This window comes from Catenibacterium mitsuokai, assembly GCF_025148785.1.
GTDB classification, from domain to species: Bacteria; Bacillota_I; Bacilli_A; order Erysipelotrichales; family Coprobacillaceae; genus Catenibacterium; species Catenibacterium mitsuoka.
Genome location: NZ_CP102271.1, coordinates 254,305 through 270,632, shown reverse-complemented (window position 1 = coordinate 270,632; position 16,328 = coordinate 254,305). Strand labels below are relative to the sequence as shown.

Here is a 16,328-nt window from a genome sequence, read left to right as displayed (position 1 = left end):
AGGTACATTTTATGGATCAACTCAATTTCATATTTACTAAAAATAGTTTTCATATTGATGAAGCGAAAGATTCAGCATGGGCTGAATTGTTTAAAGAGAATAAGTATACAGCTCTTTATGAGTTGGGCTTTAAAAATAATTTGAAAGGACTGACTCCAAGTGCTTTTTATTTATATCAATTATCACAGAAGTTTATTGAAGTATTGAGTCGTAGTCCTGAATTAGAAGTTGCAAGAGAAGAGACAATCATAGAATTATCTGATGACGATTTAGATTATCTTATGGCTATGATTCCATTTGCGATTGGTACAGAATATATAAATGAGAGATGGATTAATAATATTATCAAACATTTAAATGAACAATTTAAAAAGGATATGACATCCTATAAAGGTACAGCGCAAATGTATCTTCAAGAAAAGTCTCAGGATTTAAAGGCTGCAAAAAGAATTTATTTTCATTTAGTAGAGAATGAAGAAGATTCTGAGTTTCCTTTCGCATTTCTTGCCACATATGCAACAAAAGATATAGAAAATAGAATAGTACATATGCCTTTAAAACATGCACTTATTGAATACAAGAATGATCAGAAACAATTATTAGATCTATTATCATGTCTCAACGATGTTGCACAGAAAATAGGTTTAATTGCGAAGTTCATGGAAACAGGTGAGTTGTTTCATCCTATCCGATTAACAAGTCAAGAAGCTTATACTTTACTTAAAAGTGTTCCGGATATTGAAGCATCTGGTATTAAGTGCAGAGTACCAAACTGGTGGAAGAAGAAGTATTCTTCAGTTAAGATTAATGTGAATATCGGGGAAAAGAAACCTTCTCTATTAGGTTTTGAATCTATTTTATCAGCACAGCCTTCACTCATAGTAAATGGACATGCATTGACTAAAAAAGAAATCAGCGAATTATTAAAGATGGAAGAAGGTCTTGGCTGGTTAAAGGGTCAATGGGTAGAAATCAATCATAATAAGCTCCAACAGCTTCTTGAACAGATGGAAAAATATGATGGAACGATTTCTTTAAAAGATGCTCTCACAAAGACATATATATCTGATGAAGATAATGTGGATGTTGATTTAGGTGTACAGATATCTAATGGTAAGTGGTTAAGAGAAACTCTAGGGCAGTTAAAGGACCCATCAAAGATTAGAAACAAGGCAAAACCTAAGTATTTAAAGGCAACACTTCGTCCTTATCAGAAGAATGGTTATAATTGGCTGAATCAAATGAATGATTTAGGTTTTGGTGCCTGTCTTGCAGATGATATGGGATTAGGTAAGACAATACAGGTTATTTCTTTCTTAGAGAAGATGTATGAGAATAATAAAGAGAGTCATGTGTTATTGATTGTTCCTGCATCTTTGCTTGGTAACTGGTCAAAGGAAATAGATAAATTTGCGCCTCGTATGACATATCATATACTTCATGGTAAAACAAATATTTTAGATGAAGATTGTTTTGCGACTATTACTACATATGGAATGGCTCTTCGCAATGAATATCTACAGGAACGTGTATGGGATTGTTTGATTTTAGATGAAGCACAGGCTATAAAGAATCCCGCTACAAAACAGACAAGGGCTATTAAGAAGATTCCTAGCAAAATGCGTATTGCGATGACAGGGACTCCGATTGAAAATGATTTATCTAATTTATGGTCTTTGTTTGATTTCTTAAATAAAGGATTATTAGGAAGTGCTACAGATTTTAAAAACTATACAAAGAAAGTACAAGCCCATCCTGAATATATAACTAAACTAAAGATGATGGTTTCTCCTTTTATTTTAAGACGTTTAAAAACAGATAAATCTATTATTTCTGATTTACCTGATAAAATGGAAATTACGGAACATGTAGATCTCTCTAAGAGACAGATTGTCTTATATCGCAAGGAAGTAGAAAAGGCAGAAGATTTAATACTAGAATCAGAAGGAATGGAACGTAGAGGCATTGTATTAGGTTTACTTACAAGACTTAAACAGATTTGTAATCATCCTGATCAATTTATTCATGATACCAACTTCAATCCAAAAGATAGTGGTAAGTATGCAATGTTGAAGAAGTTATGTGAAACAATCTACGAGAAGAGAGAAAGAGTATTGGTATTTACGCAATATAAGGAAATGTGTGAACCATTATCAGATTATCTAGAATCTATATTCCATAAGAAGGGATATATTATTCATGGTGGTATTCCTGCCAAGAAACGTACAGAGATTGTAGAAAAATTCAATAATGAAGATGAGTATGTGCCTTATATTGTGTTATCACTTAAAGCGGCTGGTACAGGACTTAATCTTACTGCCGCAAATCATGTGATTCATTTTGACCGCTGGTGGAATCCAGCTGTAGAAAATCAGGCAAGTGATAGAGCCTATCGTATTGGACAGACAAAAGAAGTCTTTGTGCATAAGCTTGTTTCAAATGGGACAATTGAGGAAAAGATTAATCAGATCATTGAATCAAAACAGGAACTCGCTGAATCTATTCTTGCGACTGGACAGGAAAAATGGATTACTGAAATGGATACAAAAGAATTATTGGATTTATTCAGATTGGATGTGTAGTATATGGGAAGATATTGGAAAACAAGTATGCAATATTCACAGATCAGTGTGGGTGAACTACAGAGAAAAGCCCAACAAAGTGTGAATAATGCGAAAAGTAAAGGAAAAGAATTACACCCAATAGTGATTGAAGGTAGACAAATCGCAAAGAGCTGGTGGGGTATTGCCTGGTGTCAGAATATTGAACAATATGCCGATTATTCTAGCCGCCTCGCACGTGGAAAAAGATATGTGAAAACAGGTGCTGTTATTGATTTACAGATTGTGAAAGGTAAAGTAAAAGCACGTGTACAAGGTACACGAAGAACACCTTATAAGGTAGAAATTAATATCAGCCCGCTTAAAGAAGATGTATGTGAAGAAATTATAGATCAATGCAGTTCACAGATTCAGAATCTCCAGCAGCTTCTCAATGGAGAATTCCCCGAAGACTTAAAAGATCTATTCTTATCAAAGCATGGTTTGTTTCCTTCTCAAAGAGAAATTAGTTTTAATTGCAGCTGTCCTGACTGGGCTATTATGTGTAAACATGTTGCCGCAGTACTCTATGGTATAGGTGCTAAATTAGATGAGAATCCATTCTTGTTTTTTGAACTTAGAGGTATTGATGTAAATAAGCTTGTAGATGTGACAATTAAAGACCATGTAGACTCTTTATTAAAACATGCAGATATGCCTGTGACAGATAGAGTTATGGATGATTCATGTATTGAAACATTGTTTGGATTAAAGTAAACACTCAAAAAGGTTATTCGGAAGGCGAATAACCTTTTAATAATTCTTGAAGAATTGACATTCTTCATCATTACATTGTGTTGCTTCCTTGAGTTTTATATTACAATGGAAGACATGATTGAGAGGTTTATCTCCTACATAATATTTATATATATGAGGGACATTATGATGAGTCAGTACTTGACTCATTGTGAGCGCATCTTCTACTAAGAAGTCCCCTTCTGCTGTCATCACAAAGCATGGAGGGAAGTCTGAAGTAATATATTGTTTTGGATCGATTGCTTTAAATTCTTCTTCTGTTCCTCCATTTGGTAGATATTCTATCATAAGTTCTCTTGTCAATTCTGATTCAGGCGTAATGTTATAAGCACCACAATTTAATGCGAGTGCATTAAATTGAAAGACTTCTGGTACTTTAAAGTCGTAGGTAGAAGCATATTCCTTATTTGTAAGAATAGATGTATAGAGAACTAGTAAATGCGCTCCCGCAGAATCTCCTACACCATATATATGTTCTGTATCTAAAAAATAATCCTTTGCATGATTCATGATCCAATGAGCAACTTGATTCATATCTTCAAGAGGTGCAGGATGTTTGAATTCTGGTGCGAGACGATAAGTAAAGTTAATGACCGCAAAGCCTCTTTCTGCAAGACTCATGCAATAATATTGATATCTTTCCTTATCTCCATAAACCCAGCCTCCACCATGGAAACTAATAATAATAGGAAGTTTTTCTTTTTCTTCTTTAGGAATATAGAGATCCATTGTATTCCATTCTGGATCATCACCATAAAGAATATTATCAAATCGTTGAACTGTATCAGGTGTAGTCAAACCTTCATCTCTGATATCGTCCCCTTCTTTGAACTGTTTTCTAATTGTATCAGTAAGTATAGACAAATCTTAACCCCCTCTTTTCCCCATTCTAACATTTTTCTTACAGGTTAGTCTTGTAAAAATGGTAGAATTATAGAAAGAGGTGATTGTATGCACGAGGGTTTAATTTCTATTGGGAAGATGGCTAAAATTAATCATGTGAGTATTAATACGCTCCGTTTATATGATAAGTGGGGTTTATTGACACCTATCTATATTGATGAAGATACAGGCTATCGTTATTACGATATGAAGCAGAATGCAAGACTTGATCTAATAGGCTATATGAAAGAGTTAGGAATGAACTTGAAGGAAATCAAGGAATTGTTGGATAAAGAAGATCCTACTCTTATAGAAGCGATACTCATTAAGAAACAGCGTTCTATAGAGAAAGAGATGGATGATATTATACGCAAAAGAAATGCAATCAAACGTACAATCTATTCTCTTGAAAGATACCGCAAATCCCCTACACCTGGCACTTTGACAACTGAGTATATTGATGAACGTCACATCTATGCCAAACGAGTGAATAAGAACTTCTATGATTATGATCAGGATGGGTATGAAGTAATACTCAAAGAATTCAAAGATCAATTATTAGAAGAACATCTTCCCCAAATCTATTATTGTAATGTGGGAACTTTTCTTAAAAGAAAGAGATTCCTGAAACAGGAGTTTATTACTCATGATATATTTATTTTTGTAGATGAACACTTTCCAAAAAAGGAATCTGTACAGACATTAGAAAGTGGCATGTATGCTTGTATCTATATGGATGACTTCAATAATGAAAAAGAGTATGCAGGTAGATTACTACAGTATTGTATGGATAATAATTATGAAGTGATTGGTGATTATATATGTGAAGTACTCATAGAACTGACATTCTTTAAGGATAATGAACGTTCTATGTATTTACGATTACAAGTCCCAATTGCCTACAAAAAGGTTGACCCTCATCATTGATGAGGGTTTATCCTTTAGTTAGGAGGTATTTCTTATGGAAAAGATTAAAGTTGTACAGTATGGTTGTGGTAAGATGAGTAAATACATCTTACGCTATTTGTATGAGAAAGGTGCGCAGATTGTCGGAGCCATCGATAATAATCCTGCAATCGTGGGTATGGATGTAGGCGATTATGCAGAACTAGGTATTAAGACTGGTATAAAAATCAGCAGTGATGCCGATGAAGTACTAGATAATTGTGACGCTGATGTTGCAGTCGTGACATTATTCTCACTTGTGAGTGATTGTTTTGATCATTTTGAAAAGTGTTTAAGTAGAGGTATTAATGTCATCACTACATGTGAAGAAGCCACAGATGCATGGACAACCGATCCAGTAAGAATGAATAAGTTAGATGTTCTTGCGAAAGAAACAGGATGTACATTTGTAGGTAGTGGTATGGAAGATACATTCTGGGTGAACATGGTTGGTTTAGTGGCTGGTTCTTGTCATACTATTACTAAGATTGAAGGGGCAGTTAGTTACAATGTAGAAGAATATGGTCTAGCCCTTGCGAAAGCACATGGTGTAGGTTTAACACCTGAAGAGTTTGAAGCAACAATTGCCCATCCTGAAGAAATTGAACCATCTTATGTATGGAACTCAAATGAAGCTCTCGCATCTCGTATGGGATGGACTATTAAGTCACAGACACAAAAATGTGTACCTTATTTCCACGATACTGATTTGTATTCTGAAACAATGGGTGAAACAATTCCAAAAGGAAATTGTATTGGTATGGCTGCAGTCGTTACTACAGAAACATTCCAGGGTCCTATTATTGAAACACAGTGCATTGGTAAGGTCTATGGTCCTAATGATGGTGATATGTGCGATTGGAAGATTACTGGCGAACCAGATACTGAATTCCATGTAGTTAAACCAGCTACAGTAGAACATACATGTGCTACTATAGTAAACAGAATTCCTAGCTTACTTAGAGCACCCGCTGGCGTTGTCACTGTTGATCAGTTAGATACATTAGAATACTTAACATATCCTATGGATTATCACTTATAATCATCACCAAACCCTCCCTTAAGTGGAGGGTTTTTACATGCGTAATTCCAAACAAATCGTTTAAAATGTCAGATGAAATTTTCTTCTATTTATCTTATGATTAAAGTAGAGAAATTGGAGGGTAACATATGGATTTTAATAATTTTTATAATGGTCAGGAGTTTGAGACTTATAAGTATCTTGGCGCTTTTGTTCATATGAATGGCGTGACTTTTAGAACATATGCGCCAGCAGCATCTCATGTGGCAGTTATTGGGGAATTTAATGACTGGCAGGAAACACCTATGAATCGTTGTGGAAATGGGCAGTTCTTTGAAGCGACTATATCAAATGCTAAAGTGGGACAGATGTATAAGTATCGTATTTATAATAATGGGTCTTTTGTAGATCACTGTGATCCTTATATGTATACAAGTGAAGTACGTCCTAATAATGCATCTATTATTTTTGATATGAATCAGTATACATTCCATGATGATGCTTGGATGAATCAAAGATTTAGTGAAGATATGCCTATTAATGTGTATGAAATGCATTTTGGTTCTTGGAAGAAACCAGGTGAAAAAGCCGATGACTGGTATACATATCGTGAAATGGCTGATTTAATTATTCCTTATTTAAAAGAGAATCATTATAACTTCTTAGAAATCATGCCTTTAAATGAATATCCTAATGATTTAAGCTGGGGTTATCAGCCTACTGGTTATTTTGCCCCTACATCTCGTTATGGTACTCCCGATGATTTAAGATATTTTGTAGAGAAGTGTCATGAAAATAATATTGCGGTTATTCTTGATTTCGTACCTGTTCATTTTGCGATTGATGGATTTGGTTTAAATAACTATGATGGTACACCTCTTTATAATTATCCTAATGATGCAGTAGGTAAGAGTGAATGGGGTACATGTAATTTCCAACATTCTCGTGGGGATGTATGTTCATTCTTGAATTCTTCTGCTTATTACTGGTTAAAGGAATATCATATTGATGGCTTAAGACTAGATGCTGTTGGTAATCTTATTTACTGGCAGGGTAATAGTGGTCGTGGAGAGAATAGAGAAGCGATTCGCTTTGTTCAGAACTTTAATAAAGGACTTAAACAGAGAGTTCCTCATACTCTTCTATTCGCCGAAGATTCATCTTCTTATCAAGGTGTAACACGTCCTGTTGAACAAGGTGGTTTAGGTTTTGATTATAAATGGGATCTTGGATGGATGAATGATACATTAGATTACTTTATGAAGACTCCAGAAGAAAGACCTTCTTTCTATCATAAGCTTACATTCTCTATGATGTATTTCTATAATGAACATTTTATTCTTCCATTCTCACACGATGAAGTGGTGCATGGTAAGAAGACTATTATTGATAAGATGTATGGTGAGTATGAAGAGAAGTTTGCACAGGTTAAAGCACTTTATATGTATATGTTTGCGCACCCTGGTAAGAAGCTTAACTTCATGGGTAATGAGATTGCGATGTTTAGAGAATGGGATGAAACAAAGGAACCAGACTGGTTCTTATTGAAGTATCCTATGCATGATTCTTTCCTTCATTTCATGAGAGAATTAAATAACATCTATTTAACACATCCTTCTTTATCACAGTATGACTTTAGTGAAAGAGGATTTAAATGGGTAGATTGTCATCAGGAACAGGATTGTATTTATGTCTTTAAACGTATGAGTGATAAAGAAACAATAGTCGCTTTCTTTAACTTCCACAATGTAGATAAGACATATACTTATAAAGTAGATCAGCCTGAAACATTGACTCTTCTATTAAATTCAGATAATGAATTATATAGTGGTAAATCACATAATCTAGATAAAGAAATTCATATAAAGAATGAAATAGAAATGACATTACCTGCCTACAGTGCACAATTCTATATTGTAAAGTAAAAGCGTATCACCTATTTGGTGATACGTCTTTTTACTTAAATATCTTTCTATACTGACTACTCCCACGGGCAAGCCCGTGGGGTTCTGATTGCCAAGTGTAGCTTGTAATCGTACATCATTTTCAGACTTTGGAGTTACAAGTGTAAATCTATTTGAATCAAAACTTTCATTACCAAGCAGTCCAGCGACCACATTAACGGTAAATTTCTATCTTACGATATGGAAGTATAATCAATCTCCCTTATGTTTATTTTATACTATTTTGATTCCACTATTCAATACTTTGATTCTATTAATCTTAATTCTTTTAATTAAGGCTTCTTCCTTACTGTAACACTTTTCAAATTCTGAAATACATCTGTCCCTATCTATATTCTTAGTCACGTAATCATAGCAGTACAACAGAAATGATGAATACCAGTCTCGTTGTACTAGAGTTCCATCTGCTAATGATACATCCTGTCAGATAATTTCTTCTTTATGTAATCATCTGCTGTATGGTCATATTATGATGCTCTATAATCATTAGGCACCTCTATATATGTACCACCTGTGGTCTTGAATTTTTCTTCTACAGCAGCCTGAAACCCAGAAGGGCATCTATTCTTTATAGACCTGCCAACACGTTTTTTCTTATTAAACTTACCCTTATGCTTAACTCAAGTAAAAATTATGTGGCTTTCATCCCATAGGCAAGCCTATGAGTTTTTCGCCACTAATTTATAACCTCTCTTTTTAAAGTATGTCACTGTATTCTCAAAATCCTTATTAATATAGAAAGTGAGTACATAATCTGCATCATTAATGACTTCAATACTATATTTATAGTTATTAATTGCGTCTGAAATAGTATCCATCGAAAGAGTTTCATAGTCCTTTCTTAAGGCATATTTCAAACCTCTAAAATCATCTTCTTTTAAATAGACTGTATCGTCCATTGTATCATCTTTATAGTTCATAACAGATACTTCTACCCAATGCATATTTCTAAAGATCTGATTCATATAAGAGACATTTGTATAAAGAGACTTCATATCATCCTTCACATATTTATCAAAGCAGTCCTGTGATATGTTGTAGGAACGTGTGAGTGTTTTACCATCTACGAGATGATAAGTAATGTTGAAATAATGAGAAGAATCATTAGAGTTATGTGGTGCTTTTAAGATATCTTTATGTATATCATGAATTATATCTATTGTATCTGAATCATTCAGTTTAACATCCTGATTACCTGAATAATCAGAACTGAATGTCACATAAGATACAGTACCTGTTTTTGGAATCTTATTTTCTTCATCTGTGATATCAAATACAAAGAAGACGCACATGAGTGAGAAGACCACAAGATAGATGATAAACTTCTTAAAGTTCTTCTTATTAAAGACATAAAGTGTCATATCTGCAATCATTCTTGAAATATAGTAACCTATAAATGAATCAATGATACCTATAATCACAAAAGTGATACGCATTGTATGAATAGATGTTTCATTGGATATAAATAAGAATGTCACAAATGAAGAGAGTACAAGAGTCCCTATAATGACAACTATATCTTTTAAACGGTCAAAAACAACAGAAGAACCAATGTATTCTAATTTAACACGTTTATAAATGAAGTAGGCAATAAAGACTAAACTGATGCCTATCGCAATATAAATAGTCAAATAAGCAAGAGTACGCAATGTGAGCCATTTTTCTAGATTTAATACATAATTAAAGGCAGTAGAATAGTTCTCAAAAGCGACAGAAGGTTCTTCTACACCATAAGTAAAGGCTGATTTAAGAATAGTAAAAAACTGTGAACTAAGCCAAGGTAAACTATTAAAAAATACTCCTAATATACAATGTGTATAGAGATTACCCGTGATAATACCACAGAATTGTGTAATGCCATATGCAAAGAATATGATTGCACTTTGAATCAAAAACCAACTCAGACAATGGTTGATTGAAAGTTCTCTATAATATAAAGGGATTGTTTTACCATAGAATATAAGTATCCCTGTTGTAAGAATAAGAGGTACAAACATTAAAATCATTCCTGCAATAAAAGATGTCCAATAGAGTTCTGATCTTTTAATAGGCATAGAATGAATAATTGTAGAGGCTGTACGGTTATGATAGAAATAGAGTAAAGCCACACTTGTAAGTATCGCAATAGTAGAGATAATAAGATTACCTATAAAATAAGATCCCTTGAGATATGCTGCATAGTATTGATACCCCTCTGAACTTGCACCCTGGTAGATAGGATAAAGATATAATAAAACATAGGATACCATCATCCCTAAACCAATGATCCAGAAACGTTTCATAAGGTTTTTAAAGAAGGTTTTATTAAAATATGAGTTTTTGGACATCATCATCTTCCCCTCCTACTTCATATATAAAGAGTTCTTCCAGACTTAAAGGAAGTATATCAAAGATAAGAGGAGATTGATCTCCTATAACCTTTCTAATATTAGAAAGAGAGTCTTCAATAATCAATATTTTTACTGAACCTCTTTCCTCCTGATACGCAATATTTAACTCATCTAAATGAACTTCTTTATCTCCAAATGAAACCTGTATTTTATGAATATGCGTTTGAATATATTCTAAATCAAACTCTCTCATAATCTTACCCTTATACAATATACCTACATGATCCACTATTCCTTCTAATTCTTTTAAATTATGAGAAGAAATAAGAACTGTTAGATTCCTTTGGGCAACATCATCAATAATATATTTCCAAACTAATTTTCTTGCGACTGGATCTAATCCATCTATAGGTTCATCTAAAATAAGATATTTAGGCATTGTAGACATAATTAAACAAAATGATGCTTGTTTTCTCATTCCTTTAGAGAATGTCTGTATCTTCTTTGTAGGATTTAATTTAAATGTTTTGTAGAGTTCTTCAAATCTTTCTTGATTCCATGATGGATAGAGGTCTTTATAGACTTTCGCATTTCTTTCTAAGCTTGTTTCTATGAAATACATCGCATCAGATATATAGCCTATCTTTCTTTTTAATTCTATATTTTCATACACAGGCTGTGATTCTATAAAAATCTTTCCTGCATCTTGTTTTAAGACACCCACCAGATGTCTAATGAGTGTTGTTTTACCTACTCCATTAGGACCAATCAAACCATAGATAGACCCTTCTTCTACCTGCATATTGAGATGATCAAGGACGACCTCACCATCAATCACTTTATATAAATCTTTTACTTTAATCATGAAGGCTTCCTTTCATATATTCTAAAATCTTATTATGTATTTCATCTTGAGTCATACCCATGTCGATTAATTCTTTATAACCTTCTACAATCACATGAATCGTGTCATCGACTTTCTGTTCATCTATCTTTACATGTTTTCTTGATGATACAAAAATACCTTTATTCGCAATTGTATAGATATAGCCTTCCTGGTCCAATGTCTGAAATGCTTTTTGAACTATATGAGGATTAATAGTTAATAGTTGAGAGAGTTCTCTTACCGTTGGTAATTGGGTATTTTCTTTTAATACACCTGTCATAATCTGTTCCTTAATATTGTCTACAATCTGTTCATAGATAGATTTATGACTTTGATAGTTTAACTGAAACATCACTTGACCTCCTTATGAAATGTAGAGATGATGCCAAGAGTATAGGGATCTTCCAGACTCGGAACAGCCTTTAACCACTTCTTCTTAAGAAAGTCATTTATGACCTTCATCACATCTTCTAAATCACTTTCTTCTCCCTCGCATCTCAAATTAAGACCACAGCTTGCACATCCACCAATAGAATGAACAGAATAATCATAGCCTTTCTTCTTCAATATACGATTCAATTCTAGAATCATATTAAAATCTACTGTACCTATCATAGTATCACCTAATTCTCTACATGATAAACATAACTTACATAAGGCTTCCTACCTTCTTGCATATCTCTATAGAGTTCTTTCTTCTGTTCAATATAGTCTAACGATTCCTGTATTTCCGCTAGTCTTCTTTCTAGATCTTCTTTTGTCTCATTGAGCATATCTACACGCTCAGGAATAGAAACAGGACCTTGCATACAATAATCAAGATACATGCGCATATCTTTCAAACTCATACCACATTTCTTTAAACATTGTAAGCCTTTGATCCATTCTATATTATTTTCATCAAAGACACGATAGTTATTCTTATCTCTCTTTACATTAGGAATAAGCCCTTCTTTACAATAATATTTTAATGTTTCATAGCTCCATCCAACAATCTGACAAACTTCTTTCATTGTATACATAAAAAATACTCCTTTTTTTCTTGCACGGTAGTAACTCCCATGTTTTATAATTTTATTGTACAAATATAAAGGAGAAATTACAATGAAAACACTTTATTTAATGCGTCATGGACAGACTTTATTTAATTTACAACATAAGATTCAGGGATGGTGTGATGCACCTCTTACAGAAATTGGAATTAAGCAGGCAGAAGTGGCTGGAAAATGGTTTGATGACAATCATATTCAGATTGATGATGCTTATTGCAGCACAAGTGAAAGAGCGAGTGACACACTTGAAATAGTTACACATCATAATATGCCTTATACACGTTTAAAGGGATTAAAAGAAATGAACTTTGGTGTCTTTGAAGGAAAAGATGAATGTCTCAATCCACCATTTCCTTATCTCGATTACTTTAAAACTTATGGTGGAGAATCACAGGATGAAGTACAGAAAAGAGTTGTAAAGACAATTACAGAAATCATGGAAAATACAAAAGGTGATAATGTCCTAGTTGTATCTCATGGAGCTGCTTGTGCCAACTTTATTAGAAACTTTGAAGAATATAATGTAGCTCACTATAAGAAAGGTATTAAAAACTGTGCTATCTTTGTATGCACATATGAAGATGGAATCTTCTCTTGTAAAGAAATCATCAATCATGATTTTAGCAGTTTTATGTAAAAGTTCCTTTTTGGAACTTTTTTTAGTATGATAAATAAGACAGGAGGATAAAATATGATAAAAGCAATTTTCTTTGATATTGATGGAACATTACTTTCACATAATACGTATAGTGTTCCAGAGTCTACTAAAGAAGCATTAAGACTATTAAAAGAGAAAGGTATACTTACATTTATTGCGACAGGGAGACATTTAAGTGAGATGAGGGATCTTCCTATACAGGATTTAGAATTTGATGCCTGTATTACTTTAAATGGACAGTATTGTTTCAATAAAGAAGGAATGATTTATGGACTTCCTATTGAACAAACAGACATCAACAATATCATCAATTATGTGGATACAAACCATATGCCCTGCATATTTGTAGAAGATGAACTCATGTATATCAACTTTAATAATGAAGTTGTAGAAAAAGTACAGAAAGCTATTTCTACACCACTACCAGAATTAGGAGATATTCATAGAGGTTATACACATCCTATTTATCAGGTCATTCCTTATGATACAAGTAATGAAAGACTAAAAGAAATTAAGGAACTTATGCCTCATTGCAAGGAGACACAATGGAATCCTCAGGCAGTGGACATCATTCCTGCGACGGGTGGTAAACAGAATGGTATTCATGAAGTATTAAAGTATTATTCTATTGATCAAAGTGAAACAATGTCTTTTGGTGATGGCAAGAATGATATTGATATGTTTGACTATACAGAAATATCTGTTGCCATGGGTAATGCAGAAGATGACGTTAAAAAAGCGGCAGACTATGTCACAGATGATATCGATGAAGATGGTTTATATAATGCGTTAAAACATTTTGAAATAATTTAAAAGCAGGCACCGCCCAATGTCATTAAGTTAATAATGCTAGAATTTAAGTCAGATGATATATCAGCAGATATATTATTCTTACTTTTATTTTATTGCAGCCAAAAAAGTATCGTTTTCACGATTTTTTAAAAAATATTCTATTTCATCGCAAAAAGGTTTATAATTTGTCCGACTAGTCAAATCTGTAGTTAAAATATATGAACGACTTTCGTTTGACGTTTCTATTATGAGATCTACCGGGGCGAATTGGTAAGATTTCATTAGCTATCAGATTCTCTAAAGATGGATTTTTTCCATCTTTTTTGTTTAGAAAACTTCTTACTAAATGACAGGCTCTAGTGAAATTAATCTGATAAATATATTTCTTGTTTCTTTTTTCAATCTTTATCTTCCTTATAAATCTCTGTATCAGATTATAAAGAGTAAGACTTATATAAATCTCCTGCTTTATATATTTTCTCTTCTTTGCGTGATGTGAATTCAAACCTATTGCATACTTTACATGTCTGAAAGAAGTCTCTATACCCCAGCGTTTATTATATAGTTCCTTGATGTCTTCAGATGAGAATTCAGTCCTATCAAGATTAGTAATTATACATTCATATGTATCTTCAGTGATTTTGAATCGAACTATCCTGCAATTAAACTCATACCAGGGATCTTCTTTAGACATATAGTCAAATCGCATATTAGTAGGACATACTTTATATAGCTGAGGGCATGCTTTTATCATTGATGTACATTTCAGAGTAAGCATTCTAAACACGTCAATATCAAACTCATCATTCGGATACGGCCCTAAAGATCTTGTCATACTGGTTTTAGAATTGATATCCTTGACTCTGACAAGATACTTGTTTCCAGATTTCGCAACATGTTCAAAACCGTTATAAGATTCATATCCTCTGTCCGCTATAAAAATCGCTTTCCTTCCCTGATAACGATCCACAAGCTGGCAGAAAGCATCATTTTCATCCCTTACTGCCTGACCCTGTATAATAAGATCATCATATGATCGCTCAAGGAGATCGTAGCTGGCATTAATATGAAATGCGGAATAAGGCTTATTGGTACCGCCTGTTCTTAGAACTCTTGTTTCTTTATCATATATGGAATTATCGATTGGCAATTCACTCCCATCAATAGCGAGAAGACGATATCCTTTATACAGTATGTCTTCATGAGTTCTATCATTAAACTTATTAAAAATATGTTTAAAAGCATCCACCTTGATTTTATTTCTAGCCTGCACAAAAGCAGATGCAGTAGGTGTATCAAGTGCATTATCAAAAGACTTAAATAGTTCATCTCTTAAAGAGCCGTTTTCCATGCAGAAGAGGATTTTGATGGTATCTTGAAAATCCAGTTTACGAGAACGAATGAAGTCTGTTCTGGAATTTTCGCAGAAAATAGAGCGTGAATCGTTCATTTTTTTGATAATGTGATTTAAAGTTTTCTCGAGTTGTTTATAGTTGTCCATAATGTATACCTCCGACGACATCTATAAAAAATTGGCCAATAATCAATATATAAATATTGATTATTGGCCTCACATTTTTTGGCTTTTGTCAAGAGAAAATAAAAAAGGCATACATTTTGTTTGTATGCCTTGATAGCTGTCAATTCTTAACTTAATGACATTGGGCACCGCCTGCTTTTTCTAGTCCTTAACCAAATCAATTATTTCTTTCGCAACACCATGATTATCATTACTATCAATCACTTTTTCTGCTATCTGTTTCAGTGCATTCACACCATTACTCATAGCTCGTGTATGCTTATAGCCTTTAAATAGACTCAGATCATTATAACCATCACCAAATACATAAACATCATCAGAAGGATGAAGTGTTTCTATCACTCTTTTTACCATAAGTGCTTTATTCGCATTCATTGATGTAACTTCAATATTCCACCAGGCTGATGAAGTGACATTAATTCCTTCTATTTGATCAAGCCAGTATTTGATTTGATTGATTTTCTGTTCATCATGCACAAATACAAATATCTTTCTTATTTCTTTATAATCTTGAAGATGTTGCTTAGTGAGTTGTGCTGTTGTATCACAAAATACAGTATCAGTAGAATAATCCCCTTCTTCCGTATTAATTTCAAAATCTATATGACGTTCTAATAAGCCATTCACAATAGTATGTGCAATCTTTAGATCGATATTTTCTTTATAAAGAATATCTCCCTGACTATTTCGACATTCTGCACCATTCAATAATACATAATAATCTATATCTACTCCCTTCAACAAAGGGAAAGCTGTCTTGTAACTACGTCCTGTCGCAATAATTCTATAAATAGGTGATGTATTCAATACGTCTTTAGTGAAGGGATCTACTACTCCATAACTATTAAGTAATGTGCCATCTAAATCACTGACAATTGTTTTCATACTATTCTCCAAAAAAG

General features: G+C 33.3%; 15 protein-coding genes. 7 read left to right on the top strand and 8 right to left on the bottom strand.

Annotation, left to right across the window (positions count from 1 at the left end; all coding sequences use genetic code 11):
- Positions 1 to 11 precede the first annotated feature (11 nt).
- Together NQ499_RS01310 and NQ499_RS01305 are read left to right on the top strand one after the other, a co-directional pair.
- Positions 12 to 2,582, top strand: coding sequence for a DEAD/DEAH box helicase (locus NQ499_RS01310; RefSeq protein WP_006506783.1), 2,571 nt, complete (start codon positions 12 to 14; stop codon positions 2,580 to 2,582).
- 3 nt (positions 2,583 to 2,585) lie between these two features.
- Positions 2,586 to 3,317 (top strand): SWIM zinc finger family protein, encoded by a 732-nt coding sequence (locus tag NQ499_RS01305; RefSeq protein ID WP_006506784.1) that lies wholly within the window; start codon positions 2,586 to 2,588, stop codon positions 3,315 to 3,317.
- 36 nt (positions 3,318 to 3,353) lie between these two features.
- Here NQ499_RS01305 and NQ499_RS01300 read toward each other — a convergent pair whose 3' ends face one another.
- On the bottom strand, positions 3,354 to 4,220 hold the full coding sequence (locus NQ499_RS01300) for an alpha/beta hydrolase (RefSeq protein ID WP_006506785.1): 867 nt from the start codon (positions 4,218 to 4,220) through the stop codon (positions 3,354 to 3,356).
- A gap of 87 nt (positions 4,221 to 4,307) precedes the next feature.
- Here NQ499_RS01300 and NQ499_RS01295 point away from each other — a divergent pair, with 87 nt between their 5' ends.
- The 3 genes from NQ499_RS01295 to glgB all read left to right on the top strand — a co-directional run bounded on the left by NQ499_RS01295 (position 4,308) and on the right by glgB (position 8,129).
- Positions 4,308 to 5,165, top strand: coding sequence for a MerR family transcriptional regulator (locus tag NQ499_RS01295; RefSeq protein ID WP_006506786.1), 858 nt, complete (start codon positions 4,308 to 4,310; stop codon positions 5,163 to 5,165).
- 34 nt (positions 5,166 to 5,199) lie between these two features.
- On the top strand, positions 5,200 to 6,225 hold the full coding sequence (locus tag NQ499_RS01290) for an NAD(P)H-dependent amine dehydrogenase family protein (protein ID WP_006506787.1): 1,026 nt from the start codon (positions 5,200 to 5,202) through the stop codon (positions 6,223 to 6,225).
- 128 nt (positions 6,226 to 6,353) lie between these two features.
- Positions 6,354 to 8,129 carry a 1,4-alpha-glucan branching protein GlgB gene (glgB, locus tag NQ499_RS01285; protein WP_006506788.1) on the top strand — a complete coding sequence of 592 codons (1,776 nt, stop codon included), beginning with the start codon at positions 6,354 to 6,356 and terminating at the stop codon, positions 8,127 to 8,129.
- A gap of 698 nt (positions 8,130 to 8,827) precedes the next feature.
- Here the strand turns inward: glgB and NQ499_RS01280 are convergent.
- Genes NQ499_RS01280 through NQ499_RS01260 form a run of 5 tightly spaced genes read right to left on the bottom strand, consistent with a single transcriptional unit; the run spans position 8,828 to position 12,406 of the window.
- Complete coding sequence (locus NQ499_RS01280) at positions 8,828 to 10,501, bottom strand: hypothetical protein (RefSeq protein ID WP_259848575.1); 1,674 nt, start codon at positions 10,499 to 10,501, stop codon at positions 8,828 to 8,830.
- Positions 10,473 to 11,363: an ABC transporter ATP-binding protein gene (locus tag NQ499_RS01275; RefSeq protein ID WP_006506596.1), complete on the bottom strand. Its 891-nt coding sequence runs from the start codon at positions 11,361 to 11,363 to the stop codon at positions 10,473 to 10,475. Before NQ499_RS01275 ends, NQ499_RS01280 begins: the two co-directional genes overlap by 29 nt.
- On the bottom strand, positions 11,356 to 11,736 hold the full coding sequence (locus NQ499_RS01270; RefSeq protein WP_006506595.1) for a GntR family transcriptional regulator: 381 nt from the start codon (positions 11,734 to 11,736) through the stop codon (positions 11,356 to 11,358). Before NQ499_RS01270 ends, NQ499_RS01275 begins: the two co-directional genes overlap by 8 nt.
- Positions 11,736 to 11,999 (bottom strand): RDAC family protein, encoded by a 264-nt coding sequence (locus NQ499_RS01265; protein ID WP_006506594.1) that lies wholly within the window; start codon positions 11,997 to 11,999, stop codon positions 11,736 to 11,738. Before NQ499_RS01265 ends, NQ499_RS01270 begins: the two co-directional genes overlap by 1 nt.
- Positions 12,000 to 12,007: 8 nt before the next feature.
- On the bottom strand, positions 12,008 to 12,406 hold the full coding sequence (locus NQ499_RS01260) for a MerR family transcriptional regulator (RefSeq protein WP_040390124.1): 399 nt from the start codon (positions 12,404 to 12,406) through the stop codon (positions 12,008 to 12,010).
- A gap of 82 nt (positions 12,407 to 12,488) precedes the next feature.
- On the opposite strand from NQ499_RS01260, the gene NQ499_RS01255 reads away from it, so the two are divergent.
- Both NQ499_RS01255 and NQ499_RS01250 read left to right on the top strand, forming a co-directional pair.
- Positions 12,489 to 13,073, top strand: a complete 585-nt coding sequence (locus tag NQ499_RS01255; protein ID WP_040390123.1) for a histidine phosphatase family protein — start codon at positions 12,489 to 12,491, stop codon at positions 13,071 to 13,073.
- A 54-nt stretch (positions 13,074 to 13,127) separates the two neighbouring features.
- The gene (locus tag NQ499_RS01250; protein ID WP_006506591.1) at positions 13,128 to 13,907 is read left to right on the top strand and encodes a Cof-type HAD-IIB family hydrolase; all 780 of its coding nucleotides are present in this window, start codon (positions 13,128 to 13,130) and stop codon (positions 13,905 to 13,907) included.
- A 172-nt stretch (positions 13,908 to 14,079) separates the two neighbouring features.
- Here NQ499_RS01250 and NQ499_RS01245 read toward each other — a convergent pair whose 3' ends face one another.
- Together NQ499_RS01245 and NQ499_RS01240 are read right to left on the bottom strand one after the other, a co-directional pair.
- Positions 14,080 to 15,387, bottom strand: coding sequence for an IS4 family transposase (locus tag NQ499_RS01245; protein WP_259848574.1), 1,308 nt, complete (start codon positions 15,385 to 15,387; stop codon positions 14,080 to 14,082).
- Between the two features lie 180 nt (positions 15,388 to 15,567).
- Complete coding sequence (locus NQ499_RS01240; RefSeq protein ID WP_040389803.1) at positions 15,568 to 16,311, bottom strand: Cof-type HAD-IIB family hydrolase; 744 nt, start codon at positions 16,309 to 16,311, stop codon at positions 15,568 to 15,570.
- Between the last annotated feature and the right edge of the window lie 17 nt (positions 16,312 to 16,328).